Here is a 25757-nt window from a genome sequence, read left to right as displayed (position 1 = left end):
AACTTACCCCTGCTTTCTTCCTACTTATTAAAAAGATGCTCTAAATCATCGCAACCACCTTGCAACTTTTCTACTAGAAACTGTTCCAAATTTTGTGATGTTTTTATTACCTTAACTAAGCAATCTTTATACGAAATCTGTTCATCAACTGCTGCATCTTCAATAACAAATAATTGACCATCTTTTGCTACCATTACTTGCCCCACAAGTATCTCATCTTTATCTAGTACGCTGACAAAATGCCCCACACCAACTAAACCATCACTTTGCAAACACCTAGCAAAATAAATATTGGTTTCAGGTTCATCAACAAACAACGGCAACTCCATTTGTTCCCACATAAACTACCCCCGTTTATTCGGTCGGACGCACTAACTGACCAAATGATGCACCGGTTTGTGCCATCTTTTGTTGAACTTGATTTAACGTTTGACTATCAATTCGATAGATCCAAACTGCCTGCTTTTGAATAACCGTTTGACCTCTTTGAGACAAAATAAATCGATTAAGCTCTGCCATTGAATTAGCTACTATTAAAATACGTTGACGCACTAGATCAACTGCAATGTATTTAAAATCCATCCTCGTTACCTCCCTGGCTCTGCTGCGTTAAACCCACTTAATACAGCCCCCTTCTGACATTTCATGAAAGTCCGTTGCCATAAACCAATTAGCAACCACTTACTCCACAAAATATCTACTAATTTGTCATATCTCTTGTTTACTCTTTGACTCAATAAAAAATCATTTGCTAACATCCTTGTTCTCCTCTTTAACTACTCACTTTAACGACAAAGCTTTCATTATTTGGTGAAGCATTTCATGTTATCTACCGGTGCTTAACTCATCAAAACAACGCGTAGCGTTAGTTAGGAGAGTTCGCCCTTAAAGCGAGCTATCCCAACAAAACACTAACCTCGATCAGAGTGATCAAAATCACTGTTTTGTCGTCCAATTACAAGAATTGGCACACGTTTAAAGCCAGCACTGCCCAGCCACAATCACAACATCATTTCGAGTTAAACGGTCGAATTATGAACTAAGCACCATGAATCAATTGTGATTGCCGTGTGACGCCATTTTCAGTACGTCCACCCTGACCTTTTTGTGCATTTACATGGTTGTCACCACCAGTGAATATCATTAACTTCACATTACTTTAAACGCCCGCTACGTCGTTCTCAGGCACCCTTCTGACGACGTGTGAGCGATGCGAACTCCAACTGCCCATACAGGATTACGACGTCGCATTGTGTAACTATTTCGGGCTAATGTTGGTGTAATAAAAAAACGTTACTACACCCCCTCTGTGGACATTAGTAATGGCATTCCCGAATGCTTATGGCCACAAGATATGGCTTGGGTCATATCTTCACAAGTAACACAAAAGATGCTATACTGATAAACGTATGGTTTAGTCAAAAAGAGCGCACTAAAACCAACTACATTTTTATCGTTTTTACAAAAATGCAATTTGTACTATCTGTTCCAAACGGTATGCCAGTACCATTAACAACAGAGGGTATTTTATTTAAATTTGAAAGATCAATAGCTTTTGATAACATCCTACATTTTGGTCGATGTGATGTTATCTTAGGTTATTGATCTTTTTGTATATCGCTAAAGTATTTATCAAATACTTGACCACCTGTCATATGAAACACTGCCCCAACTCGTTGCAGATTTCTTAATTCAGGAATTGCGCCTTGTTCAATTCGTTGAACGGCTGGTACGGTCATGTTAGCCGCTTTAGCAGCTGCTCTCATCGAATATTGATTTTCTCGTCGCCACTCTCGAAATGCCTTAGCTAACGTCTTTTCATCAACATAGCTCATCGGCAAGCCTCCTTTCTATAAGTATTGTATTCGATACGTTCAGCCCAAAAAATAAACCGAACACATCGGCATCAGGACATATAAAAAAGCCCCTATGATTTAACAAGGGACTTTGCTATCAGTTATGTAGAAGCATTAACTGCTCCACTTTTTTCACTGGCAGCAAGATTACAAACCCTGTAATACCAAGGGTTCCATGTCTCTTGTTGCCTTAAATATAAACGTAATACTGTCAAGCATTTGATGCAACGTTGCTTTGTTTGATGGCTTTTTCTATGTACTGTAAACGTTATCGCACCAGTTTTACCGGCATTTTTTTACATTTTTATAACAAAAGTCATTTTGCAACATTTTTTGAGTCTTTTTTGAATCTTTACTGGTATTTTTTCTCTTTAATGCGCTTTTTTTCTTTTTAAACCTAATTTCGGTACGCTTTTTAATTGCGACTCGCCAGAAACTATTTTAAGACACACCAAATACCACCTTATCAAAATGCAGTTTTTAATCAGGCGTTCTTTATCTTAGTGTTGTTTTAGCTACGTTCTGAGTCGTTTTTGATTAACTAGCCACTAATTGACTTGGCCGTTGTCCGCGTTGTCTTAAATGCTTAGTTGCCCGTTTAAACAAATATTGTGGTGATTTTTGTTGTTTATTAGCGTGTGTTAGCGGTTTGCTATTGATTTCCTTAACCACCTGATCCACACGCTGTTGACTAACATCACTAAAGCGTGTGCCTTTGGGAAAATACCATTTGGCACGTAGATTACGATTGGTGCGCTCGTTAGTGCCACGTTCATACGGTGCGTAACTATTCGCAATATACAAATCACCTAAATACTGGCGAATATATTTGGTGACCAAACCATTCACAAATTCCCAGCCATTATCGCATGTGATTGATTTCACATAAGGGCCAAAACGGTCTTTAAATTGCATCACCACTTTTAAAATGTCGACTGCTCGTTTGGATTTCGCTTTTAAAGCCACTTGAAACCGGGTTTTTCGCTCGACGAACGTCACTAATAATGAATCATTAATTGGCCCTTCAACCCCGTCCATTTCCCAATGACCAAATACTTTATATCATTAACTTTCTTATTCATCAACTTTCTTATTCATCGCAATATATCGATTCATCCGTGGCTGCACAATTAATAGCTGATCATCAACTGGTACATCACGTTGACGCATCACATTTTTAACACCCAGTTCTTTTTTGCCCGTGGTGACGCGGCTAAAACCAACCCACCATTGGTATTTTCCTGTTGACTCATCACGATTAACAACGAAGTCAGCGGGTTTAAGCCCCAATCAACACTTTCAACACTGGCATAAAAGCTTTTGGAATCAATAGCCATCACTTTTCGTCTTAGTTCATTGCTTGTCACTTGTTGTACATCCATCACAATACCTCATTAGATAATTTATTATTTCCTAACAATGTTAGTTTAAGCCTAATATCATTTTCTGTAAATCAATTATTTATGCGTTATATCAAATAATCTTATTCATGATTAACATAAAAAGCCTCATACCGTAGTATGAGGATCTTAATTTCATTGCAAACTTTTCTTTGAGGAATCATATTAAATTTATTCATAATCACTTTCATTTGGTATCCAATAAAGTGCTTTTGTAGCTCTGGTAGCAGCTACATAAATTTCGTTATGACTAACTAACGTCTCCTTCGAGTCATCAAAATACCCCACCATAAAAACACAATCAAACTCTAAACCTTTGGCAACAGCAGTATCTATAATACTGATATTACCATTATTAGAATTAATCATGTGCTCTAAATGATTTACATTTGCCGTTGACCAACTGATAGGATAAACAATAGCAATTGTTTGATTCTTAACATCTAATTTTAAAAGATGTTTTTTCAACTCGTTTAGGTTACCTATCTTTTGAACCTTTTCACCTGAACGATTAATAGCTTGTAATTTATGATTGGTAAACGCGTTAGCAAAATTAATAATTTCTTTAGTAGATCTATAACTAGTCTCCAACGTCATCTTTTCAGCCGAAGTAAATATTGAGAGTATCTGCATGACATCACTTCCACCTGGAAGTAACTGTTGATTCTCATCTCCTAGAATCATTTTTTGTTCTTTAGAAAAAATTTGATTAATATACCAGTATTGAACAACCGAGTAGTCCTGCATTTCATCGATAATCAAGTACTTAATACTATCCGAATACTTTTTGGCATCAGTTAACATTAATTGTAAAATCGCTAACAGGAAGATATCCCCGTACTCAATTTTTTTATTAACAAATTCCACCCCAAATTGACCTGCATAACTTTTAAAACTCTGCCATAATTGCTCTAAATTATGATTTACAAACATGTTTGTTATCACTTACTTTAACTGTGCACGTGACTCAGCATGTTTCGACTTTGGATAATTCATTTTTGTTTTCTCAAATAGAATGTTAGTCAATACCTTGATTCTTTCTCTAATTGGCAAACCTTTTACTTGATTATGTAGATAATTTATTTGATCAATATCTATCATACCAGTTGGTGTTTTTATCTCTTGTGGATTAAAATTAATTTCATCAATTGTTTCTTTAAATTGTTTCATAATCTTAATGACGTCTTGGTTACTTTTACCAATGTATCGTTTTCTATACTGTCGATCATGATTTATACGATAGATATACTCTGATTTTGCCTCACTTTTCTTTTTCCAAGAGTTAGTCAGATTATCAAGAGCAATATCATCTAACTGTTTAACAGGTATCATATCTTCACCCATTTCAGGTAAGACATTATTAATATACTCGGTAAAATCTTTTGAAGGTGCTAGTAACAAAAAGTTTTCGGCATTTAGAGTACCTCTTTTTTTAAATAGCAGATATGCTATACGGTGTAGCGCCACAGATGTCTTACCAGATCCTGCAACACCTTGGATAACTATATCCTTACCTGTTTCTAAACGAATAATATCATTTTGTTCTTTTTGAATGGTAGAAACAATATTCTTCATTTTTGAAGAAGTTGAGTGTTGTAATTCATATAACAAAGCATCTTCATTCGGCGTATCAGTAGTGGGTAAAATTTTTTGAATAATTTGATCTTTAATGATAATTTGCGCTTTATACTTGTTTAATCCGCTTATTTTATTATTAACACTTGGCACAAAAAAGCTTGCTCTACCAACTGGATAATCGTAATAAAGTGATGCAATTGGTGTGCGCCAATCATAAATTAAAAATTCGTATTGTGATGTCGTAATTCCTTGAAATCCTATATGAATACTCTCCGTTTCAGATTCTCCATCTTCACAAAATTCAACATAACCAAAATAAGGTGAATCTTCAATTGCTTGCAACTTTAATATTTCTTTTTGGTTATCTTCCATTCTGATAATAGACTTTTCATTTTCAGTTCGTCTAAATGCTAAGTCGGCTAAATCATTTGTACTTATAGTTTGATAAATATCACGTTTATCATTAATTGTCTTTTGGTTTCTGTCAGCAAATTCGGCTATTAATTTGTTTTTTCGATTATGAATATACTTGGCTAACCGTTTAAGATAGTGTTTTTCTTGAATCAATATTGTCATCAAACTAGACTCCCCTTTTAGTTGCTTAGTTTAATTATCAATAAAAACTAAATAATTACTAGACTTATATTTTGACTAATATATACGTGGGTATAAAAATAGACCATGTACATACAGTCACAACTATTTAAATAAACCATTGGATTTCAAAACTAGATTCAATAAATTAGCCAAGTTTTAATCAGATTTAGCTTAACATGCTATATTGAACGTAAAGAAAAAGCCTCATGCTACCAACACGAGGCCCAGCTATTTTAACAGTGGCTGATTCAAAATAAGTTTTAAGCCGCCTCACTCGTCAAAGTTAAGGGCGGTTTTTAATTTGCCTTTCTTCTTGTGATTATCAATCAATGCCAACAAAAAGCTCCCGAACAATATCATTAAAGATATTGCATCGTGAACAGACATGTTCAGCTCATCCTCCATTCATTAGATTTTGAAGCTTACAACACTTGTCCATAGCATCAACCCCTTTTCGGAAAATTAGCCAACGCATTTTTAATTTGTATATATTAAGACTTTAGATTGTGCTAGTCTAGTTACTCCTAGCTTATTTTGCACGACATCTAATCAATTAATTTTCCCTATAAAAATTAATGAATTCAGAAAAAAGAAATAAAAAGATACCCACAATCAAAATCACTAAGCCCATACTAGCACTGATTGATCCATCAATTAGGAACATAATAACGGCAAATAGACCAGTCAAAATAATTGTTGAAATTATTATAGGTAAATGGCCAATTCTATCATCATCGTCATTTTTTACACCATAGACTAGTGAAATAACCAAAACTGGAATGAAAAAAATTAAGAATATAACTGCCATAGGGTTATCAAAAGTAACTACCTCCCGCAACGGCTTACTTTCAGACACTGCTTCATAAATCAGTTCTGCAGCTAGTATTATATTTTGAATTATAGCAACATAATAGATTAGTTTAGTTTTTCTAACTTTTAAGCGTTCATCCATTTTCCTTCTATTCATAGTTCCCCCCTAATTCCAAAATAAATCGTCAAGTGTTACATTTAAAGACTTCGCAATACCAATAGCTAACTTCAAAGTCGGATTATATTGTCCTTTTTCTATTAAGCTTAATGTCTGTCTTGTTATGCCAACCATTTTTGCTAAATCTTTCTGTGTAATAGACGAGGATATTCGAATTTGTTTTACATTATTTTTCATCAAATCCTCTTTCTAAAGTAATATATATGTTACCTTTGTAATTTATATATTACATCATTTTCATTTCATGTCAAAAATGCCTTGGAATAAATTTGCGAACGCTTCCATCATTAACTTTAACGAATATATCTAGCAATTTTAAATGTGCCGAGATAATGACTCATCACTGATATTTTGTGAAATCAAATCATCCATGTCTTGTACCTTCCGATGCATTTGTTTAATCTCTTGTTTTCCTTGTTACGTCATTTCTTTATTGATTATCCTTGGATTTATTATAATACCATTAGCATGACGGATTTTTTCAAAATTACCATGCTTATCTTTTTTAAATGGTTGATCAGTTTCACTTTTCCCCTATTGGTCATTAGGATCGTCTTGACACCTTCCTTGCGCTATTGATACGACAAACTATTGAATGTGTTAAGGTTCCTAACTTCGACATAGAGTTAGGCTACATATTACTTTAGTCTTAATATAGGCTATTATTTGGTCAATAAAACAAGTCATGCTATAATTTAGTTGTAAACAAAAAAGCCCCGTGCTACCAACACGAGGCCTGGGCTACTTCAACGGTGGCTGTATAAAATATATATTTTAAACCGCCTCACTCGCTAAAGTTAAGGGCGGTTTTTAGTTTGTCTTACTTTTTGTTGTGATTGTCGATATATGTCAACAATGCCAACAAAAAGCTCCCGAACAATATCATTAAAGATATTGCATCGTGAACAAACATGTTCAGCTAATCCTCCTTTCATTAGATTTTGAAGTCTACGAACACTTGTCCATAGGCATCAACCCCTTTCGGAAAGATTAGCCACCGCCTTTTAACCCATAAATTTATTATATCATAAAAGTCGTTAAACCCTTGTTATATCAACGGATTTAACGACTTTTTAACCAGTATATATGCTAATTTATTTATCTATTTTCAGTCTCACTATATCGGCTAACTTATTCTACTTCCGATTTCTAACATAACTATCGACTGTCATAATCGCATTTGCAACATCTTCCGCCGTTACATCAAATGGCATTTGATGAATTGTTTCCGTTGGAATAGTTGCTTGTTGCCCAACCTTCAGGAAATCGTCATAGGTTGCTTTCTCCAAATGCAAGTCAGCCAAAGTGGTTGGTAAGCCTAACGATTGATTAAAATCAATATATTCATTTAAAACCTCAGTCGGCACATTATCCAACACCAATTCACAAAGATAACCGTAGGAAACTTTTTCACCATGCATCATCTTTTCACTTTCACCAGAAAGAACAGTAAATCCATTGTAAATGGCATGAGCAGCAGCTAATCCTGAACTCTCAAAGCCGATACCGCTTAATAACGTATTGGCTTCTACGACTGTCTCTAATGCTGGTGTCACAACATTAGCTTTTGCTGCGGCAACGGCCTCATGGGCATGCGCGAACAAATTATCTTCACACGTTTGTGCAATTGCTAATGATGCAAGCGTCGGCGATTGTCCAATCATTGACTTATTATAACCTCTAGCAACATCTTGTGCCTCAATATTGGTAGCCATTGCATCACCAATACCAGCAATAAGATTTCGAACGGGTGCATTAGCAACAACCTTGGTATCAACTAGAACAATATCCGGATTTTTATCATAAAAAGCATAATTGGTAAATTGTCCTTCAGGTGTATAAAGTACCGATAGCGCTGAACATGGTGCATCAGTCGAAGCGACCGTTGGCAAGATAGCAACAGGGACTTGCAATTTATCAGCAATATCCTTTGAGGTATCTAATGTCTTCCCTCCACCTAGGCCAATGATAAAATCATTGCTATTCTTTTGACCAATTGCAACAACGCGATCAATTTCTTTCTCTGACGCTTCACCACCAAATGTCACATGCGTCACTGTGAAATCAGTTGCCAAAGTTTGATTTAATTTTTTACCAATAATTGACCAAACAATGTCATCACACAATAATATCGGTTTTTCTCCAAGATTCTCGAGGTGTTTATTGGGATGATCTAGTATCCCGTTTCCCTGAACATAGTACGATGGACTTGCAAATGCTTTAACCATATTAATATCCCCCATATCAAATGACTGTCCCTATTGTGATTTGTTTCACTAATAACAGTTTAACAAATATGAAAAGTAGATGGCTAATTAATTGCTCAAAGTTTTTTTAAACAGACGCATGTATTAGTAATTGGCCATTTGAACTTACTTTTAAAAGATTACCGTTTATACTTCATTGTTCATTTTGAAGAAGATGACTTAGTCAACGCTCTTTAATGTCTCTAGCATATCAACAGTTAACGTCTATCTTCCTAACGTACAAATAATTAGCCCTTTACATGTAAAAGGCCTTTCAACAATTAAACACTAGAAAATGATATAGTAACAGTAACTTGAAGAAATTGGAATGTGGCCGCCTTAAAGATCGCCTTGACACCCTCCTTGCGTTATTCATTGATACGACAAACCACTGAATGTGTTAAGATTCCTAACTTCGACATAGAGTTAGGATACATATACCTTGTCTACTTATAAACAAAAAGACTCGTTGTCACACGAGTCTTTTTAATTTACCTTTTTTCTCGATTACTGTACTTAAACATCTTAATCTTAGATATTACCATATGCGTTGAATGGCATACAATTAGATAAAGTAAACTATAACAATCACTTTCCTCACTAATTTATCTGATTGTTAATTAAATCTACAAAGCTTTCAGGTTGATCTACCCCTAAAACTAGCCGCGTAAATTTTTCTTTTTCTAGGTTAATAACAACCGGTTTATTACCCTTTTTGATATTAAAAAAAGTCTTTTCCTTCTCTTTAGTGAAAGTACCTGCCCAATAGCCAGATATTGACGTACCAGGTCCTCTAAATCCCTTATACTGATTTAAAATTTCGTTGTCGATAATAGCGCTTTTTACATGTTTTAATGGCACTGTCATACTACCTTGGAATGAAGCTAATTTGTTTATTCCTTGCGGTGTGACAACTAATTGATCACCATTAATCTCTACTTTATTCTGCACAAAAGCCTTCCCTTCTTAACTATGTTTTAGTAACTCTTCCCAACTTAATTGTTTCACTGTACTTCCCAAAGTTTGTATATAAATAAATCATATCATAAAGGGGTATTAATAGACTAATCGTATCTTATGAAAATGTCTAGCTTCCTTTGCAGCTCAGATACCATGAATTATCGGCTGCACAACTGTTATCACTGGTTTCATGTCTCTTTAGGTATCTTTAGATAAAAAAGCATAACTAACTAAAAAAGCCATCTGTCTGACAGGTGGCTTTTGGCTAGTACATTTTTCAAATCATTATTTCATATTCAATCTATATTTATTCTTTTACCATCGCTTGATAATTGTTACCAGATGAGCGACAAAAACCGCCTTGAACTCTCCAACCATCTTTAAGAAGTGCATTAACTTTTTCTTCAAGATTTTCAATCTTCGCACTTGAAACAACTTGATATAACATCTATTAACCTCCTCTGATAAATCATTGGTTATCCAAAATAATATCATACGAAACATCACTTTTTGACTAATAAGGTTTAATAATAGTTGATCATTGTCATGACTAGCATGTCTTTTCCTGTGCTTTTATATAGATGCTCTGTGGTGGCATCGAAGGATATCGCCTCATTTTGTTTAACAACAAAAGTCTCTCCATCAACTATTAACGTTAACTCACCCTGAACGACTAATATGTACTCTTCCGCTTTTGAACCTGCCCTCGTCGTTGAATGACCGACAGAGTCATGCTTTTTTCCGGCATCTAATTCAACTCGGAATAACTCAAAATCTCTACGTATATTAGTTTGAAAATAACCAAAAATACGATACGTACCATCATCAGAAGATTGGAAAAGCGTGTGATCTTCTGTGATGACTTTTGCGAAATCACTACTATCATTCATCAGTTCCGTATAAGGAACATTAAGTCCTGAACTAATTTTCCAAATCGTATTAATCGTAGGATTAGTTGTTTGATTTTCTATCTGAGAAAGTATGCCCTTGCTAACGCCTGATAATACCGCTAACTTACTAACGCTTAAATTTTTTTCCTGTCTAATTCGTATTAAATTGTTAGCAATCACTTTATTAATATCCATATAAAACAACCTCCGTGTCATTTAGGTCAATTTGGATTTATATTGTGTTTTTTTATATTATACAATACGAATAATAAAAAGAACAAACTAGAAGTAAAGGGGGATTTTACGGTGAATAATTCGTTAACACCCAAAGCAGCTTTGAGAGAAGCATTACCTACTATTTTTGGCTATATTGGGATTGGTGCTGCTTTTGGTATTATTGGCCAATCGTCTGGTTTAAGTGTCTTTATTATTTTACTTATCTCAATCATTGTTTATGCGGGGGCTGCCCAATTTGTCGTCGTCACCATGTTATTGACGCACAGCCCCATTCTATCAATTATTTTATCTGTACTTTTAGTAAATTCACGTTTGATTTTAATGAGTGCCACCCTTGCACCCTACTTTAAAAAAGAGTCATTGATTAAAAACATTCTAATTGGTACTTTTCTAACCGATGAAAGCTTTGCACTGGGGATGAACAAATTAAACTACACTGACAGCCACCTGAACTTTCGCTGGTTTCACACAGTAAATATTGTTGCCTATGTCACTTGGATAATAGGTACACTGCTCGGAGCGACATTGAGTAACCTCATTACGAATCCTGAAAAATTAGGTTTTAACTTTGCCATCACAGCAATGTTCATTGGTTTATTGTATTTACAAATAATCTCGGATCGATCAATAAAAATAAATGTCCAATTAATCGTGATTCTCTTTACACTTGTAGTCGTTTATCTTGGTCTCATTTTTATTCCTGCAAATTTGGTTATTCTGTTATCAACAATTCTAGCTTGTTATTTTGGGGCGGTGATTAAAAATGCCTTCAACTAATTATATCCTTTATACAATCGTTGGCTGTGGTTTGGCTACTTGGCTATCGCGAATCCTGCCTTTGGTTATTTTAAAAAATATGACACTATCAAAAAAAGTCATCGAATTTTTAAGTTTTGTTCCGATTGCTATTATGTCTAGCTTATGGTTCGAAAGTTCATTTATCCAACATATTGGTCATTTACCAAGTATTGACTTGCCTAACTTACTAGCATCAATTCCGACAGTTATTACAGCGATCCTGACAAAAAGTCTTTTGTTGATTGTTCTAGTTGGCGTTTTATCATTAAGTTTAATAAACTTCCTAAGTTAGAATCAGTCATTAATTATGATAATATGATAACCAAAAAACATTAGCCATGTTTTGTCACGAAAGGTCGTGTTGTTCACTTGAAAAATAAATACATTTTATTTACCAATATGTTGGTAAATATGGGAATTGGCTTAATTATGCCCGTCACTACCCTTTATATTCACAATGTGCTCCACATGAGCTTAGTCATTGCCGGTTACACACTTTTACTTTTTTCTGGAGCAATGGCGCTGGGCAATCTGGTAGGCGGTCGCTTATTTGATAAATGGCACACGAAACCACTCATGTACATTAGCGGGATGATCATTGTCGCTTCACTATTTCTCTTGGCGCTCTATCCTTATTGGCCGTTATATCCAATTTTATTAACGTTATATGGCGCTGGCTTAGGAATTTTAAACGCCTCGGTTAATAGTTATTTAGCTTTTTTACAAAAGTATGATGCTAATATCTTCAATAATGGCTACTGGGCTGCAAATATTGGTATGGGTCTGGCCACATTTCTATCGGGTATTCTTTTTAGTATTAATATTAAGTTGGTTTTTGGTGGCTCAGCAATTCTATTTTTAGTGGCTTTACTTATTATCAAATTGCAATTTGTTTCGATTGATACTTTACGTAATTCTAAAACAGACACTATGGTTCACAGTCCACTTAATAAGCATATAATCGGTTACATTGCGTTACTGAGTTTAACGATGATTATTATTTGGGCTTGTTATGAACAATGGAATAGTAATGTTTCTGTTCTGATGACCGATAATGGTATTTCAGTCAAAAAATACAGCATCCTATTCACAATCAGTACAATTAAGATTGTTGCTTTACAACCATTTATCGTACGTCTGTTCCCAAAGACGTTCAATGCAGATAAATTACGTGTTATTTTAGGTGTTTTAACTTTTGCTTTGTCATATCTGGTAATCATTAACACTGATGACTATTGGCGTTTTGTCACCGGTATTACGCTTGTCTCTATCGGTGAAATTCTTGCTTTGACTGCTATTCCAAGTTTATTAAACCACTACGCGACTGATACTAATCGTGGCACAATCCAAGCTATTGGTAGTCTTTCTGGATCAATTGGCCGTGCCCTTGGACCATTAATTGGTGGTTTTATGATTACTAGTTTTAATTTTAATACGACATTTTTCAGCATTTTTATTCTGCACTTGGTTGTTGTATTATCTTTAGTATTATTACGTGATTTTAAAACAAAGTATTAGTGAACTGCTATTTAATATATAACGGGATTATCGTTCTACTATTTCGTAGGACGATAATCCTTTTTTATTTTCTCCTACCCATAAGCAAAAAATTGGCATTATAGGTAGGAGAAACTTTATCATGAAGTCGTAGTCAAAAGTTCCCCGCTTAGGAGGTAATTTATAAATGAGTTATACCGCAGTAAATCCATATAATGGACAAAAAATTCGCGATTTTGACAACATAACCGATCAACAACTATCAATTGTTTTAGACAAAGCCCAAGCTTTTTATGACAAATCACAAAAACAAGACATTCAAGAACGAACGAAACTCCTAAATAAACTAGCCGATGAATTCGAAAAAAACACCGAAAAATACGCCCGTATACTCTCAACTAATATGGGTAAATTATTAACAGAAGCAGGTCAAGAGGTCGCAAAGACAAGCTCTTTTGCACGTTATTATGCGAAAAATGGCGTTAAGTTCATGCAACCAAAACCATACAATGACCTACCAAATGGGCAAGCGCAAGTTGAATTCTCTGGTACTGGCATCGTTTTAGCAGTTGAACCATGGAACTTCCCATATACTCAGGTCATGCGTATGTTCGCTCCTAATTTCATTTTAGGAAATCCAGTCATCTTAAAGCACGCTAGCATTGTGCCAGAAGCCGCGTTAGCCTTCCAAGAAGCCTGTGAAAATGCTGGCATGCCGGAAGGTGCCTTCACCAATATATTTGCCGATTATGACCAAATCAACCACATTATTGCGGACCCTCGTGTACAAGGCGTTGCTTTAACTGGTTCCGAAAATGCTGGTCGTAAAATTGCTTCGGTAGCTGGTCAAAATTTGAAAAAGTCAACGATGGAATTAGGTGGAACTGATATTTTTGTCGTCTTAGATGATGTCGACGTTCCTGTAGCAGCTAAGGATGCTACCAAAGCACGCTTAACCAATGCTGGACAAGTCTGCACGGCTGCAAAGCGCTATATTGTATCCGCCAAAATTTATCCGGAATTTCTGAAAGCATTAAAAGAAGAATTTGCTAAATACCAATTAGGGGATCCATTAAATGAAAAGACGACACTAGCCCCACTTTCATCTAAAAGCGCCCAACAACAGTTACAAGATCAAGTCGATAAGGTGATTGCTGGCGGTGCTGAAATTTTGTATGGTGACCCAACGCCAGTTCCTGGCGAAGGTGCTGGCTTCTCACCATTAATTTTGACTGGTATGAGTGACGATAATCCAATGTACGAGGAAGAACTATTTGGTCCCGTAGCACAGATTTATCAAGCCCAAACAGATGATGAAATCGTTAAGATTGCAAACAATTCCCGTCACGGTCTAGGTGGCGCCATCTACACAAAGGATATTGCACGTGGTAGGAAAATTGCTTCACAGATTGAAACTGGTCAAGTCACAATAAACTCTATTTTAAGTTCTCAAGCTGAGGTACCATTTGGTGGTGTTAAAGATTCTGGATATGGCCGTGAATTAAGCGACTGGGGTATCTATGAATTTGCTAATATCAAGCCAGTCATGTACTAATCGAATAATTAAATCTAGATAAACTGAACCATTCAGAAAATTGTGGTATTTGACCATATTTTCTAAATGGTTTTTTATTTACAAAAATAGGCACACAATTAAAAGAAAATTATAATGATTAATGGTATTCTTATTATTAAATATACTAGCCACTTATTAAAAGCAGAAATAAACTTACGGAAAAAATAGCTACCTAGTACTAAACAGTTTAAATAATAAAGCATCTAAGGAACAATATGGAATTACAATTAAAAGAACTAAAGCAAGATGAACTAATAGATTTTTGGAACCTAGCCTTCAGTAATCCTAACGCCGAGTGGACAAAATGGAACGGACCCTACTTTCATGATAAATTGCCTGAAAAGCAAGCATTTATTAATTTAAATCAAGATAATAAATACTTACAAAACCCCCTGCGTAAAATAATCTGGGTTGATAATCAAATGATCGGTATGGTATCAGCCTATGATCGGTATGGTATCAGCCTATTATGAAGATGAACCACTCAACCAATGGTTGGATGTAGGCATTGTCGTTTATAAACAGGATAAATGGCATCGGGGCATTGGAAAATTGGCTTTAAAACAATGGATAGATGAATTATTTGAAAACACGTCTCTCCCCCACATCGGTTTAACAACTTGGTCAGGCAACTATCGTATGATTGGTTTAGCAGAAAGTTTAGAACTTAAAAAAGAAGCTGAAATCCGCCAAGTCAGATTTTGGAAAAATCAATACTGGGATTCAGTTAAATATGGTGTCTTACGTTCCGAATGGATAAAATAATTTCTAAATAGTTCACAGCATTTTAAAGTGATTACGTACAAGAGAATTAGTTACGCAATCTATTTTTATTTTAATCAGGGAAATTATCGCAACGGAGGAAAAATATGTTTACATTTAAAATTGATAATGAAGTTAGTCTAGCTTTACCGAGACCAAAAATCGACGCTGAAGCTGTATTCCACTTGATGGATGAAAGTCGTGATGAATTAAAAACATGGTTACCATGGGTGGACAATACTAAAACTGTTGCAGATGAAGAAAAGTTTTTATCCGATACATTAGCAGAATTTGGGACTGGTGATTCTATGTCAACAATTATCCTTTACAAGGATCAACCTGCTGGTATGATCAGTTTTAATCGATTTCGGAGCATGGATAAAAGTGCCGAAATCGGCTACTGGTTAGGGACGAAATTTGTTGGTAAAGGTATCATGCATCGGGCCGTGTCTGGTATGTGTCACATAGGATTTATTAACTATCGCGTAAACAAAATAGAAATCCACGCAGCTATTGATAATGAGCGCAGTAATCATGTTGCGCAACAGGCTGGCTTCCATTTGGATGGTTGTATTCGTGCCAATGAACTACTGGCGGATGGTTTCCATGATGGCAATATTTGGACTTTACTTAAGAATGAATGGGAAAAATAGTTACCAAAACTAGTTTATCTACAAAAACGAACGGCATCCCCCGAGTATTTCCAACTCAGGGGATGCCGTTCTCGTTATTATGAAATATATTTATGTTCTGTTAGTCCGTAACCATTTTGAATCGATAGATTTTTGAAGCAAAGTCCTCAAACGATACTTCTTCGTAGAAACCAGTATTCATTAGTTCATCACCACCAATAATCTGACCAGTCTCAACATTTTGATAATCCTTATTTGGCATCAACCCCGTTAACTTTAATACATGATACGCTGGTTGTGCTTCTGATAAAATCTTGAAAGAGAATGCGACGACATCTTGCTGATTCTCACTGACAAACATCCAAGCGGCATAGTTTGTTTCTTCTGGATTCAGTAACCGACTAAACTTACCATATTGGATAATTGGTCGAATCTCTTTATAAAATGCAATTTGCTCTTTAACCGCTTGCTTTTCATCTTCAGTCATCTGGGTTAGATCCAATTCATAACCAAACACCCCACTCATTGCAACCGCACCACGAGTTTCTAATGAAGTAAAACGACCAGTTTGTTGATTTGGCGATACAGAAACGTGTGACGTCATTGATGAAATTGGGTAAGCCAATGATGTACCGTACTGAATTTGCATTCTAGCAACAGCATCCGTATTATCACTTGTCCATGATTGCGGCATGTAATATAGCATACCGGTATCAAAACGGCCACCACCACCAGAGCAACCTTCCCATAGAATATCTGGATACTCGGTCGTGAGCTCCTCCAACAGTTCATACAATCCCAGTACATACCGATGCATGACTTCACCCTGTTGATCAGCTGGTAGATCATTCGAATAAATATCAGACAAATTTCGATTCATATCCCACTTAATGTAATCAATTGGGCAATTATCTAATACTTGCTTCATTTGTTGATGGATGTTTTCACGGACTTCCTTCCGACCCATATCCAAAACAAATTGACTACGTGCTGGACTTGGCTCACGATTAGGGACACGCAACATATATTCTGGATGTTGTCGATATAGATCTGAATCTATGGAAATCATTTCTGGTTCAAACCAAATACCAAACTTTAATCCTTCCTGATGGATATAATCTGAAAAATGCTGTAAGCCTTTAGGAAACTTTTGTTGGTATACCTGCCAATCACCCAGAGATGAATCATCATTATCACGATGACCAAACCAGCCGTCATCTAAGACAAACATTTCTAATCCCATATCTTTGGCTTCATCCACCAGTGGTTGTAACCGTTCTTCATCAAAATCCATAAACGTGGCTTCCCAATTATTAACAACAATTGGTCGCAAAGCTTTCTGATGCTTTCCTCGAGCCACCCTATTTTGTAGCAAATCAGCCAAGGCTTGGCTCATACCATTGAGCCCCGTATTAGAGTAAGTCATGATAACTTCTGGTGCTTGGAAACTTTCATTTGGCGCCAATAACCAGTCAAACTGATCATCATTAATTCCCATATTAATACGATACGTACCAAATGGATCCTTGCTAACTTCTTCTTTATGATTTCCCGAATAGACCAAACTTAACCCAATGGCACTACTTTGTTGTTCAGTTGTTTGACGATCCACTAGTGCAATAAAGTTATTCATGTGATGGCTAGTTGTCCCTCGACGACTTTGGAACACTTTCGTCCCAAAACTAATATCTTGCCGATCAACGTGACGTTCATTCACATGTGAACCAGGTAGAGAAATAACCTGCTTATCACCAGCTGGTAAGTCAATTGCCATTGAAGCAATTTTTTCTAGATGGACGCTCTCGGTACCTCTATTAATCACTTGAACAGAACGCGTGACCACTGGCCGATTACGATAAATTGTATAGCTCAGTGATAATTTCAGCTGACTAACTTTATCAATCAACTCAATCACAAGTGTCTGGGCTTCATCATCAGTTTGCGTATAGGCAGCTGGTAACCCCTCGAGCTTTGGCTTACCCATCATAATTGTGTGTTGATCATAAGTGAACATTGCTGAACGGCTACCATCACTCTGACGAACAATCATCGCTGGCACACGATAATCACTATCTCCAGCTGAACTATATTCACGCAGGATGGCATCTAATGAGTATGTCCGATCATCCGAACCGGGTAAATTTCCCGAAAAGCCGCGATCTAACCGTGGATTTTTCAACTGGCCATGATAGTGATTAATTCGCTGACCATAATAGAGATGTGCTAAAACACCACCCTCGTCAATTCCTAAGACATAAGAAATCTGATCATTGTGTAAGTGAAACGTTTGTTGTTTGTCATCAAATGTTATTAAGTCTGTTTTACTCATCACTTTCCCCCTGAATAACTAGTCTTTACTTTTACGAAACTGCAAGACGACTTGCGAGTTAGCTTCTACATTAGTGTTTGCTGGTTGTATCTGTTCAAAGTCCGTAAATTCTGTTTGATTTGTAACAACCACTGCCACTGTATCATCTAAACCAGCTTTCTTAATCGCTGGATCCCAGAATTCAATCAACTTCGTGCCCTGCTTGATTTCCTGGCCTTCAATTACATAAGAAACGAATCCGGTACCATGCATATCAACCGTTCCAAAGCCAATATGAATTAATACGGCAACACCGTCTTTAGTGACTAACCCTATCGCATGCTTCGTTGGGAAGACTCGCTTCACCGTTGCATCAAAGGGGGCATAAACTTTACCATCAAGTGGCTTAATCGCGAACCCTTGACCAACCTGACCACTAGCAAATGTTTTGTCTGATACTGTCTCCAAATCAACCACCGTTCCCATAATTGGTGATGTCATGGCAATCACTTGAGCATTATCAGTCGTTACTGAATTATCTTCAGCAGAAACTGTCTTTCCCCATGTCTTAGCAAGTTCTTCGACAATTGCTGCGTGTCTTGCTTCCGTTAGTGTTGACTTACGCCAAAAGATAACAAAAGCAATGATAAGTAGCAATGCTGGTACGGCAAACATCATAATTTTGAATTTCAACTGACCAGCCGCTGTAATTGAAGCAGCTGTTGCACCAGTTGTCATGCCGGCAATAACCGCAACTTGTCCAACAATTCCATTTGACAAAGCACCACCTAATTTATCTAACAGTGGACGAATTGACAAAGTTAATGACTCATCACGATGCCCTAATTTCAATTGACCATATTCCACCGAGTCAGAAATAATCATTAATACAACCAAGAAAATAACTGCTTGGGGTACTTGGAACATTTCAGCAGCAACCATAACCATAGCAAAGTTTTGACCTGCTAATGCAAAAATCAGTAACCCGGCTAGCATAATTCCAATACAAGCGGCAAAGACACGGCGACGATTGAATTTATCAACTAACTTAGGAAAGATTGAAACGGATACTAAACTAATGACAATATTTACTCCCTGGAAAACAGAGAACAAAGTAGACTTTCCCAAAATAAATGTGAAGTAATAAAGAACTAGCGAATTCTCAATATTGATTCCAATGGCATAAATACCATAGGTCAGAGCAATCCACATCAATTGATCGTTTTTAGCTAGTGAAGAGAAAATTTGCTTAAACCCAATCGTATCTGAGTCGTTTTTACGCAAATCTGATTGTACTTCTTTCGTACCTAAACCAACGATCCAAGATGTTGCAATACCAACTAATGCCACAACGAGTCCAAAAATAAACCAACCACGTGCATCCCCGGTACCATTTGCTGGATTAACAGAGAAGAACAGTACAAGTGGCATCACAACAACACCAACTAAACCACCACCAAGTGTTGAACCAATTCTGGCAAACGATGAAGTCCGTTCTCTTTCTTTAGAACTGAATGATAACGCCGGAATCATTGACCAAAAAGCAACGTCTTTAAAGGAATAAAAAACATCCATGGTGATATATAAAATAGCAAATAGAACTAAATAGATAAATGGATGTGATTGGTTTAATCCACCTAAATCAGTAAATAGTATCATCAAGGTAATTGAAGTGATTGTCCCACCAATAACCACCCATGGTTTAAATTGCCCAAAACGTGTTTTTGTACGATCAATCCAATTTCCAATAAATGGATCAATGACCAATTCCACAATTCTTAACATGGCGATGATTGCTGTAATATACATAATCATCCGGTCATCATGTACCTTGTCACCCGAATTAAATAAATGTGTGGTAACAAACATGATAAAGTACGTTGAAATCGTACCATAAAAAACGTCATTCCCGAATGCCCCAAAAGCATAGGACGTTCGAGATATCATTTTCTTTAAGGCACTCTGTTGTTCTTGCCCATTAATATTTTGCATAATGTTCCCTCCACGAACAAACTAACGAAATTAAAGCAGTAAAGTGAGCGTGTTTACTTGTTTACCAAACCGCAAAACTATTGTAACCGCTTACTTTATTATTTGCAAGATTGTTTTCTTCGATAAAACTGCAAAAAAAGATAGTTAGTATGCGATTACTAACTATCTTCTGGTTGTTTTAATTATGTTTCGAGTATATACAATATATGATTGTTTACTTTTTTACTCATTTATTATTTTCTAAATACTTTCCCTAATCTCTAAAGTTGAATTGACAGTCACCTGTACTGCTGCCATTCTATCACCAACAATCTTATCCCGAACTAAATTAATGGCCACCTTGCCTAATTCGCGAGAATTTGGCCGAACAGTCGTCAGAGATGGGAACAAATACTGTGACATATCAATATCGTCAAAACTGACAACAGCAATATCTTCTGGAATTTTGTAACCTTTTTCTTGAATAACCCGGTATACACCAACGGCCTGTAGATCATTCCCCGTCACGATTGCTGTTGGTTGCTTACCACTCAGAAATATCTTCTTTGTTGCAGCAACCGCATCTTCTGTATCCCAACCTGTAATCTGTTGGTTAACTTGCTCTAATAAATTATTGATTTTCATCCACTCAATATAAGCTCTTTGGCGTTCATCAACAGCATCAATCTCGGATAAGCCCGTTTGCGCCATTAACTTTTTATTACCACCAATAAAGGCAATATCTTGATGGCCACGTTGATATAATAAATCTAGAATGGACTTTGTCCGTCTGCCGAAATCATTATGCACAACATCGTAGTTTTCAAAATCACGATAATCATCAATTATCACAATATTTTGGTTATACTGATAGATTTTGGCCAGTAAGTCCTCTGTTAAAACGCCCACAACAAGTACTGCACCGTATATTGAAAGCCGTTCCCATTGAATATCAGCGCTAGTAGGCAATCTGATTTCATTAGCAATCTTCATTCCCCATAAGCTTGCTTGTTGCGTTAACCCTAGTTTGATTTGTTGAAAATACGAGTCACTCAGTTCCTGCTCAACTGAAACGGCACTTACCAATGCTAAGTGTAGCTTTTCTGAATTATCTCTCACCGCAACGTCTGACAATTTGTACTGTAATTTATTAGCAATCTGCCACACGCGGTTTCTAGTTGCTTCAGAAACAGAAAATGACGTATCCTCATTTAAAATTCTCGACACAGTCGCCTTAGAAACCCCTGCTAATTTAGCAATTTCTTGAATACTCGCCATTTTTCTCCCTCATCCGTTATGATTAAAGCAACAGATAAATTTATGCAAACCTTATCTGTCAGCCTGATTGATTTCTTTTATTTTAAACCTTTTCTATAAATATTGATTATAGAAAATATTTTATATAATAAGTATAAAGTAAAATTAAAATAACTGTTAATGCTGATGCCACCAAATAATTACTAACTGGAGGTAATTTACCATGCAAATTATTATTGCACCCGCAAAGAAAATGATTACCGATGATGCAAATTTTCTACCGCTTCATACGCCACTTTATTTAAATTATACGGAACAGATTTTCCAAGCGCTACAAAATCTGACCTATGATGAAGCCCAAAAGCTATGGCAAACTAGCGATAAACTGACACAAGAAAATTACCAGAATTTGCAAAACATGGATTTGCAGCAGCCTTTGACCCCTGCCATCCTAAGCTATTCAGGCATTCAATATCAATATATGGCACCAAATGTTCTGAGCCAAGCTGCGCTAAACTACCTGCAAAAAACACTATGGATCCTATCTGGATTCTATGGCGCACTACGACCTTTTGATGGGATTGTACCTTATCGATTAGAGATGGGTGCCCATTTACCAGTCGCTGGTGCTAAGAATCTATATAAGTTTTGGGGTGACCGTTTATACCAAGCAGTTCGTAATCAAGGGCCGATTATCAATCTGGCATCGAAAGAGTATGCTAAAACGATTACCCCCTACTTACAAGATGATGATCAATTCATTGATATTATCTTTGCCCATCTCATAAATGGGCAGCTCAAAACAAAAGCCACGTTGGCTAAAATAGCACGTGGCGAAATGGTTCGATTTATTGTAGAAAATAGCTTAACGACAGTCGCACAACTTAAACAATTTCAATCAGAAACATACACTTTTGATGCGGACCGTTCAGACTCACAGCGACTAGTCTTTATTGGTAAATAACTTACTTTAAATTCCAAGCAGCATATTGTGAGTTACCAAATAACTTTTTAATATCATTTTTCGTTTCTTTTGTCTGGTAAAGTTTAACAATTTGCTTATAAACTTTCTTATTAGCTTCATCCTTACGTGCTGCAATCAAATTAACATATGGATCAACACCTTTTTTCAAATTTTGTGTCAGTAAAATATCCTTGTCTTTTAGGTTGGCATCATGGGCAAAGTTTCCATTAATAACCCCTGCATCTGCTGTTTGCAAAGCTGAAACGGCTTGTCCAGCATCAACTTCCTTAATCTTCAAATTTTTAGGATTAGATGTAATATTCTTTGCTGTTGGATCAGTAACATGCTTGTTGTATTTGATGAGCTTTGCTTGCACCATAACATTTAAGGCACGCTCCTCATTAGTTGCATCGTTAGGGACAACAATCGTTGCCCCCTTCTTAATATCACTAATTTTGTCAGCCTTTAATGAGTATAAACGCATCGGCACAATGACGGTCTTACCAATTGACTTCAGTTTATTCCCTAATTTCTTGTTTTGGTCATCAAAGAAAATTTTTGTTTGGAAAGCGTTTAGATCCAAGCTACCATCAGCTAAAGCCTGATTAGGTTTTACATAATCATTGAATTCCTTTAACTTAATTTTAATGCCATACTTTTTTTGAGCCCTTTGACCAATATCTTCCCAAAGTTCACGTGATGTGTCGCCAACAACACCAACAGTCACGGTCTTTTTTGTATCAGCATTTGCGTTGACTACCGGTAAGGCAGCCGTTGTTGCTAATGCAGTGGTTGCCAAAACAAGTCCAAATTTAATTTCACTTCTCATAATTTTCTCCTCCAAATAAAAAATCCCGTCGTACTACATGATGTAATACAACGGGACGATTAATTATCGTGTTACCACCCGAGTTCTGTCCAAATAAATGAACACTCAATTTGAGTACGCGCAAAGCTGCGGTAATACTCTAGCACAATAACGGGCGCTACCGGAATCGGCTAATCACATAACTCGCCAATTCTTAAACTCCAAGGCCATTTTCATTAACTAACATTGGCTGCTTCCCACCTAACGCAACTCTCTGAACAACTTAGTTTTAACTACTTACCTCTTCTTCGTTGCATTTATTATATTTAATACAAAATTAAAAGTCAATAAGTAAATTAGCGTTTTATCATTTAAGACTAATGCTATCGTCACTTACTAATGCCACATATTTTGGAATAACAGAAGTGATATTACGAATTAATTGAATTATGTTACCCTGGTACTATAAATAATCCAGGAGGACAAATAAATGGATGAATCATATGACAGAAAAGCCATTCGAAAAAAAATAAAACAGAAAGCAAAAACGACTTTACATAGAGATCTATGGGGAAATGTTGGTTTAACAGCCCCAATTATTCTAATTTTTTATTTAGAGCTTTTTGTCTCTTATGTAGCAGACGAACACAGTTCATCAACAGCCTTAGCAATTACCAACCTAGTAGTGGCAATTGCCGCCATTCTTATTATTACCTATGTACAGTATGTACAATCATACCAATCACTTAAACAATTACGTGATGATTCTGAACTAGCCCAGCCAATGCAGTCATGGTTTAAAACCTATTTGACAAAACATTGGCAAAGAACATTATGGCTAAGTGTCTGGATGGTAACCTTATTCCTAATTGGTTGGGGCGCACTGGTATTTGTTGGCCAATTAGTCACGCAAGCTTCGTTTTTACTCATTATTATTTCTAGCTTGACTTACACACCAGTTCCTAGCTTTGTTTATTGGTTATTAACAGTTGGGATTACTCTAATCGTAGTATTCGCTATTGTTTATCTCCTGAAATTATATAAGTACATCTTAGTCCCATTTATCGGTTACAATGAACCGTCACTAAAAGGATTCCAATTAATTGCGAAATCACGTCAGTTAATGGTTGGTCATCGCTGGGAGATATTTGTTATGCATCTAAGTTTCTTCTGGTGGGTACTATTGACAGTGGTTACACTGGGTCTAGCTGGTTTTTATACCATACCTTATATGGTATTAACCCTAGCCGGCTACTTTGACACATTAAATGATGCACAAAAACAACAAGCTGAACTTGAAATTCAAGAGAATAAAAACAAGGTCCAACCAGTTGTATTACAACCTTCAAATTAGATGAAAAATAAAAATGCGAGTGTCATGAATAAATGACACTCGCATTTTTTATGTCTTTATCGTTCAACAATCATTAACTGTTGCTTACCTGACTGACTTGCTCTATCCAGACCTACTTCTTCGATTATGGCAATTAATCTTTGATCATTTCGCGGAATGATCAAAAACTTCGTAAAGCCTAAACGGTTCGGCGTATCAGTTTCGTAATATTCTTCCTTAGTTTGAGATTCATCCCCAACTATAATCCAAACATCCTTAGCAATACGTCGTCGCTTACCCATCAAATGCAGTACGCCTTCACGGATATGAAGTTCGCTACCATCAACCGTTTCAATACATTTCATCCCAGTCACCCTATTCTTACAACCTAACAGTTTAGTCAAACACTTGTTTATTAATAACTTGTAACTGATCATCCAGTGTATAAATAATTGGTTTTGCATTTGGGACAGCAATTTGATCTAATTCATCATCGGCAACCTGGTCAAGATATTTAACCAAGACACGTAAACTGCTACCATGGGCAACAATCAATTCATTGTTTCCCGCTTGCAGCCTTGGTGCAACATTTTTATCCCAATAAGCACGAACTCTCGTCAGTGTCATCTCTAAACTTTCCGATAATGGCACATCAACACCAATACGATCATAGGCGGGCTGGTGGTCTCTAACTGATAATTGCGGCGGTAAATCTTTAAATCCTCGTCGCCAACGCTCAACTTGTGGTTTACCAAATTGGCGGCGTGCTTCATCTTTATCTAAACCAGCTAATGCCCCATAATGGCGTTCGTTCAAACGCCATGTTTTAAAGATGGGAATCCAATTAATCATCAGTTCATCGCAAACAATATAAGCTGTGGTAATGGTTCTTTTCAAAAATGACGTGTGAACATCATCTATCTCAATATGTTCTTTTTTAAGCAATTGGCCAGCTGCTTTAGCTTGTGCACGTCCTGTATCTGTTAGTGCTGCGTCTGTCCAACCAGTAAAAGTATTTTGCATATTTGCCGTACTCTCACCATGACGCATCAATATTAATTTAACCATGGGCAGCCTCCTTAATTTATTGTGCAATTAT

At 36.3% G+C, this 25757-nt stretch carries 26 protein-coding genes, 3 pseudogenes and 1 other annotated feature; of the genes and pseudogenes, 8 read left to right on the top strand and 21 right to left on the bottom strand.

All coding sequences use genetic code 11. The annotated features are described in order from the left end of the window. Positions 1–20: 20 nt before the first annotated feature. From FOL01_RS04695 to FOL01_RS04630, 15 genes and pseudogenes are all read right to left on the bottom strand, one after another. Complete coding sequence (locus tag FOL01_RS04695) at positions 21–341, bottom strand: hypothetical protein (RefSeq protein ID WP_075269579.1); 321 nt, start codon at positions 339–341, stop codon at positions 21–23. A gap of 13 nt (positions 342–354) precedes the next feature. Further along, complete coding sequence (locus FOL01_RS04690; protein ID WP_075269578.1) at positions 355–582, bottom strand: hypothetical protein; 228 nt, start codon at positions 580–582, stop codon at positions 355–357. A 1016-nt stretch (positions 583–1598) separates the two neighbouring features. Beyond that, positions 1599–1835: a helix-turn-helix domain-containing protein gene (locus FOL01_RS04680; RefSeq protein WP_075269576.1), complete on the bottom strand. Its 237-nt coding sequence runs from the start codon at positions 1833–1835 to the stop codon at positions 1599–1601. A gap of 558 nt (positions 1836–2393) precedes the next feature. Continuing rightward, positions 2394–2915: pseudogene (locus FOL01_RS04675) on the bottom strand (IS30 family transposase); the annotation flags it as partial. 18 nt (positions 2916–2933) lie between these two features. Then, a pseudogene (locus tag FOL01_RS04670) lies at positions 2934–3238 on the bottom strand (Y-family DNA polymerase); the annotation flags it as partial. A 189-nt stretch (positions 3239–3427) separates the two neighbouring features. After that, complete coding sequence (locus FOL01_RS04665; RefSeq protein ID WP_075269573.1) at positions 3428–4189, bottom strand: 3'-5' exonuclease; 762 nt, start codon at positions 4187–4189, stop codon at positions 3428–3430. 12 nt (positions 4190–4201) lie between these two features. Next, positions 4202–5410, bottom strand: coding sequence for a UvrD-helicase domain-containing protein (locus FOL01_RS04660; RefSeq protein WP_075269572.1), 1209 nt, complete (start codon positions 5408–5410; stop codon positions 4202–4204). A 291-nt stretch (positions 5411–5701) separates the two neighbouring features. Then, a complete protein-coding gene (locus tag FOL01_RS11515; RefSeq protein ID WP_222610182.1) occupies positions 5702–5818 on the bottom strand; it encodes a putative holin-like toxin in 117 nt (38 codons plus the stop codon). Between the two features lie 166 nt (positions 5819–5984). Then, on the bottom strand, positions 5985–6398 hold the full coding sequence (locus FOL01_RS04655) for a hypothetical protein (protein WP_156834989.1): 414 nt from the start codon (positions 6396–6398) through the stop codon (positions 5985–5987). A gap of 9 nt (positions 6399–6407) precedes the next feature. Beyond that, a complete protein-coding gene (locus FOL01_RS04650) occupies positions 6408–6596 on the bottom strand; it encodes a helix-turn-helix transcriptional regulator (RefSeq protein ID WP_075269570.1) in 189 nt (62 codons plus the stop codon). A gap of 643 nt (positions 6597–7239) precedes the next feature. After that, positions 7240–7332, bottom strand: coding sequence for a putative holin-like toxin (locus tag FOL01_RS11315; protein ID WP_257787098.1), 93 nt, complete (start codon positions 7330–7332; stop codon positions 7240–7242). 223 nt (positions 7333–7555) lie between these two features. Continuing rightward, positions 7556–8647 carry a glycerol dehydrogenase gene (locus FOL01_RS04645; protein ID WP_075269569.1) on the bottom strand — a complete coding sequence of 364 codons (1092 nt, stop codon included), beginning with the start codon at positions 8645–8647 and terminating at the stop codon, positions 7556–7558. A gap of 618 nt (positions 8648–9265) precedes the next feature. After that, positions 9266–9616, bottom strand: coding sequence for a hypothetical protein (locus FOL01_RS04640; RefSeq protein WP_075269568.1), 351 nt, complete (start codon positions 9614–9616; stop codon positions 9266–9268). 316 nt (positions 9617–9932) lie between these two features. Beyond that, positions 9933–10073 (bottom strand): DUF1737 domain-containing protein, encoded by a 141-nt coding sequence (locus FOL01_RS04635; protein ID WP_083603437.1) that lies wholly within the window; start codon positions 10071–10073, stop codon positions 9933–9935. A 76-nt stretch (positions 10074–10149) separates the two neighbouring features. Continuing rightward, on the bottom strand, positions 10150–10710 hold the full coding sequence (locus FOL01_RS04630) for a helix-turn-helix domain-containing protein (RefSeq protein ID WP_075269567.1): 561 nt from the start codon (positions 10708–10710) through the stop codon (positions 10150–10152). Positions 10711–10821: 111 nt separating this feature from the next. On the opposite strand from FOL01_RS04630, the gene FOL01_RS04625 reads away from it, so the two are divergent. The 6 genes and pseudogenes from FOL01_RS04625 to FOL01_RS04600 all read left to right on the top strand — a co-directional run bounded on the left by FOL01_RS04625 (position 10822) and on the right by FOL01_RS04600 (position 16038). Continuing rightward, positions 10822–11529 (top strand): AzlC family ABC transporter permease, encoded by a 708-nt coding sequence (locus FOL01_RS04625; protein ID WP_075269566.1) that lies wholly within the window; start codon positions 10822–10824, stop codon positions 11527–11529. Further along, a complete protein-coding gene (locus FOL01_RS04620) occupies positions 11516–11842 on the top strand; it encodes a branched-chain amino acid transport AzlD family protein (RefSeq protein WP_075269565.1) in 327 nt (108 codons plus the stop codon). The genes FOL01_RS04625 and FOL01_RS04620 overlap by 14 nt, the downstream gene beginning before the upstream one ends. 107 nt (positions 11843–11949) lie before the next feature. Then, positions 11950–13068, top strand: a complete 1119-nt coding sequence (locus tag FOL01_RS04615; protein ID WP_083603500.1) for an MFS transporter — start codon at positions 11950–11952, stop codon at positions 13066–13068. Positions 13069–13234: 166 nt separating this feature from the next. Beyond that, a complete protein-coding gene (locus FOL01_RS04610; RefSeq protein ID WP_075269563.1) occupies positions 13235–14602 on the top strand; it encodes an aldehyde dehydrogenase family protein in 1368 nt (455 codons plus the stop codon). Positions 14603–14838: 236 nt separating this feature from the next. Continuing rightward, positions 14839–15388: pseudogene (locus tag FOL01_RS04605) on the top strand (GNAT family N-acetyltransferase). Positions 15389–15492: 104 nt separating this feature from the next. Beyond that, positions 15493–16038 (top strand): GNAT family N-acetyltransferase, encoded by a 546-nt coding sequence (locus FOL01_RS04600; RefSeq protein ID WP_075269562.1) that lies wholly within the window; start codon positions 15493–15495, stop codon positions 16036–16038. Between the two features lie 100 nt (positions 16039–16138). Here the strand turns inward: FOL01_RS04600 and FOL01_RS04595 are convergent, their stop codons facing one another. The 3 genes from FOL01_RS04595 to FOL01_RS04585 form a co-directional block, all read right to left on the bottom strand. Next, entirely contained in the window at positions 16139–18346 is a 2208-nt protein-coding gene (locus tag FOL01_RS04595) for an alpha-galactosidase (protein WP_075269561.1), read from the bottom strand. Between the two features lie 18 nt (positions 18347–18364). After that, the gene (locus FOL01_RS04590; RefSeq protein WP_075269560.1) at positions 18365–20317 is read right to left on the bottom strand and encodes a sugar MFS transporter; all 1953 of its coding nucleotides are present in this window, start codon (positions 20315–20317) and stop codon (positions 18365–18367) included. Between the two features lie 240 nt (positions 20318–20557). Next, entirely contained in the window at positions 20558–21574 is a 1017-nt protein-coding gene (locus FOL01_RS04585; protein WP_075269559.1) for a LacI family DNA-binding transcriptional regulator, read from the bottom strand. Between the two features lie 202 nt (positions 21575–21776). Here FOL01_RS04585 and yaaA point away from each other — a divergent pair, with 202 nt between their 5' ends. After that, the gene (gene yaaA, locus FOL01_RS04580; RefSeq protein ID WP_075269558.1) at positions 21777–22517 is read left to right on the top strand and encodes a peroxide stress protein YaaA; all 741 of its coding nucleotides are present in this window, start codon (positions 21777–21779) and stop codon (positions 22515–22517) included. Between the two features lies 1 nt (position 22518). On the opposite strand, the gene FOL01_RS04575 is transcribed toward yaaA, so the two are convergent. Further along, a complete protein-coding gene (locus FOL01_RS04575; protein ID WP_075269557.1) occupies positions 22519–23346 on the bottom strand; it encodes a MetQ/NlpA family ABC transporter substrate-binding protein in 828 nt (275 codons plus the stop codon). A 48-nt stretch (positions 23347–23394) separates the two neighbouring features. Then, positions 23395–23643 (bottom strand) — a binding site (T-box leader). Between the two features lie 172 nt (positions 23644–23815). On the opposite strand from FOL01_RS04575, the gene FOL01_RS04570 reads away from it, so the two are divergent. After that, positions 23816–24679, top strand: coding sequence for a DUF975 family protein (locus tag FOL01_RS04570; protein WP_075269556.1), 864 nt, complete (start codon positions 23816–23818; stop codon positions 24677–24679). Positions 24680–24735: 56 nt separating this feature from the next. Here the strand turns inward: FOL01_RS04570 and FOL01_RS04565 are convergent, their stop codons facing one another. Next, positions 24736–25023, bottom strand: coding sequence for a hypothetical protein (locus FOL01_RS04565; protein ID WP_075269555.1), 288 nt, complete (start codon positions 25021–25023; stop codon positions 24736–24738). Positions 25024–25054: 31 nt separating this feature from the next. Then, positions 25055–25726, bottom strand: a complete 672-nt coding sequence (locus FOL01_RS04560; RefSeq protein ID WP_075269554.1) for a 2,3-bisphosphoglycerate-dependent phosphoglycerate mutase — start codon at positions 25724–25726, stop codon at positions 25055–25057. Positions 25727–25757 lie beyond the last annotated feature (31 nt).

The sequence above is a fragment of the Weissella thailandensis genome (genome assembly GCF_001932615.1).
Classification (GTDB): Bacteria; Bacillota; Bacilli; order Lactobacillales; family Lactobacillaceae; genus Weissella; species Weissella thailandensis.
The sequence above is the reverse complement of the archived record's forward strand: the minus strand, read 5'-3'. Positions and strand labels throughout refer to the sequence as shown.